This window comes from Syntrophomonas sp. UBA5494, from assembly GCF_002426325.1.
The window spans coordinates 1-1,897 of sequence record NZ_DIPG01000006.1; the positions used below are offsets into that span (position 1 = coordinate 1).

2 protein-coding genes are annotated in these 1,897 nt (G+C 53.8%); one reads left to right on the forward strand and one right to left on the reverse strand.

The window, feature by feature from the left end; genetic code table 11:
• On the forward strand, positions 1-444 hold a 444-nt coding region (locus B3W37_RS00565), incomplete at its 5' end, for an ammonium transporter (RefSeq protein WP_483174473.1).
• 225 nt (positions 445-669) lie between these two features.
• On the opposite strand, the gene B3W37_RS00570 is transcribed toward B3W37_RS00565, so the two are convergent.
• A partial coding sequence (locus tag B3W37_RS00570; RefSeq protein ID WP_483174474.1) for an NAD+ synthase occupies positions 670-1,897 on the reverse strand: 1,228 nt, incomplete at its 5' end.

The window sequence follows — 1,897 nt, forward strand, 5'->3', positions numbered from 1 at the left end:
ACCCCGGCGGCGGGTTTTGTCAGTCCTCTATCGGCTATCGCCATGGGTTTGGTAGTAGGACCTTTATGCTACCTGGCGGTCAGCAAAATGAAAGAGAAGTTCGGTTACGATGACGCACTGGATGTTTTCGGCATACATGGGGTCGGCGGAACCTGGGGGGCTTTGGCAACCGGAATCTTCGCCTCCACAGCCATCAATCCGGCAGGCATGGACGGTCTTCTGGCCGGCAATCCGGGGCAGCTTCTGGTGCAAAGCATTGGGGTGGTGGCAACTTATGTTTTTGCCGCTTTGATGACCTATGCCGTACTTAAAGCCATCAGCTTATTTACCAGCCTGCGCGTCAGCGAGGAGGAAGAAGAAGCCGGTCTGGATCTGTCCCTGCACGGTGAGGACGGTTACAGTAATGCGGATATGAGCGGGGAAGGCCATGCAGTAGCGGTTTGATATAATCATTCAGGAGGGAGCGGACAAATAACGGCTAGATGCCCGCGGGCAGATAAGAATCAGATTAAAATTTATTTAACCTGCAGTATCAGGAGGACGATTGTGTCCGACGTACTGCAGGTTTGGTCTTTAAGAGGCGCACGATATAGATTGAGGCACAGCCTTACCTTGTTAAAAGACGGTATATCGACAACCTGTGCCTTATTATGTCCCCCGGTTCTGACGTTAGCTCGGGGGATGCTTGATACTCTGGACAATAGGCATGCGCCGCCCGGTGCCGAAAGCCTTGCTGGTGATTTTTAGCCCCGGCGCCGCCTGGCGTCGCTTATACTCATTGCGATCCACCACCGTAATGATGTGCCGGACCGTCTCCGCATCGAAACCCCGGGCGATAATCCCGGCAGCGGACTCACACTGTTCTATGTAGAGATACAGGATCTGGTCCAGTATATCATAAGGCGGCAGGGTATCCTGGTCGGTCTGATTGAACCTGAGTTCCGCCGAAGGGGCTTTGACCAGAACCCTGGCCGGTATCAGTTCGGCATCCCGGTTGCAGAACCTGGAGAGCTCATAAACCATGGTTTTGGGCACGTCGGCCAGTACGCTCAAGCCCCCGCTCATATCCCCGTAAAGAGTGCAATAGCCCATGGCGATCTCGCTTTTATTGCCGGTAGACAGCACCAGATAAGCGAATTTGTTGGAAAAGGCCATGAGATAATTGCCGCGGATGCGGGCCTGTATATTCTCTTCGGTAGTGTCATAAGAACCGCTGAAGTAAGGGCTCAATGTATCCAGATAGGCCTGAAAGACCCCGGTGATGGGTATGGTATGCAGGTTAATACCCAGGTTTCTGGCTAAAGCCTCGGCGTCTTCCAGGCTTGCCGCCGAGGAAAACTGTGAAGGCATGGCCACACCCAGGACATTGTCCCGACCCAGGGCAGCGACCGCCAGGCAGGCCGTCAGGCTGGAATCGATGCCCCCCGACAATCCTAGAATCGTCTTGGAAAAACCCGATTTATGAACATAGTCTCTCAAACCCAATACCAGAGCGTTATATATTGATGATATTTCGTCCTCGGGGCTGTAGAGTAAGGTGCGCCCCGGGGCATTCAGGTCAAAGGTCTGGATGTCTTCTCTAAAACCGGCGGCAAAAGCCAGCATCTCCCCCTGACCGTCCACGATCAGGGAATGACCGTCGAAAATAAGCTCGTCATTGCCGCCTACCTGATTCACATAAATAAAAGGTATTTTGTGTCTTTGGGCATGATTGCTGATCAGACGGTAGCGCAGCTCTTCTTTGCCGGCATGAAAGGGTGAGGCGGAGAGGTTGATGAACACGGTAGCCCCGGCATCGGCCAATAATCTTATGGGATCGGAGCGGTAAGGGAGTTGGGCCGGCCAGAAGGCCGGGTCATTCCAGGCATCTTCGCAGATGTTGATGCCCAGGCGCTGG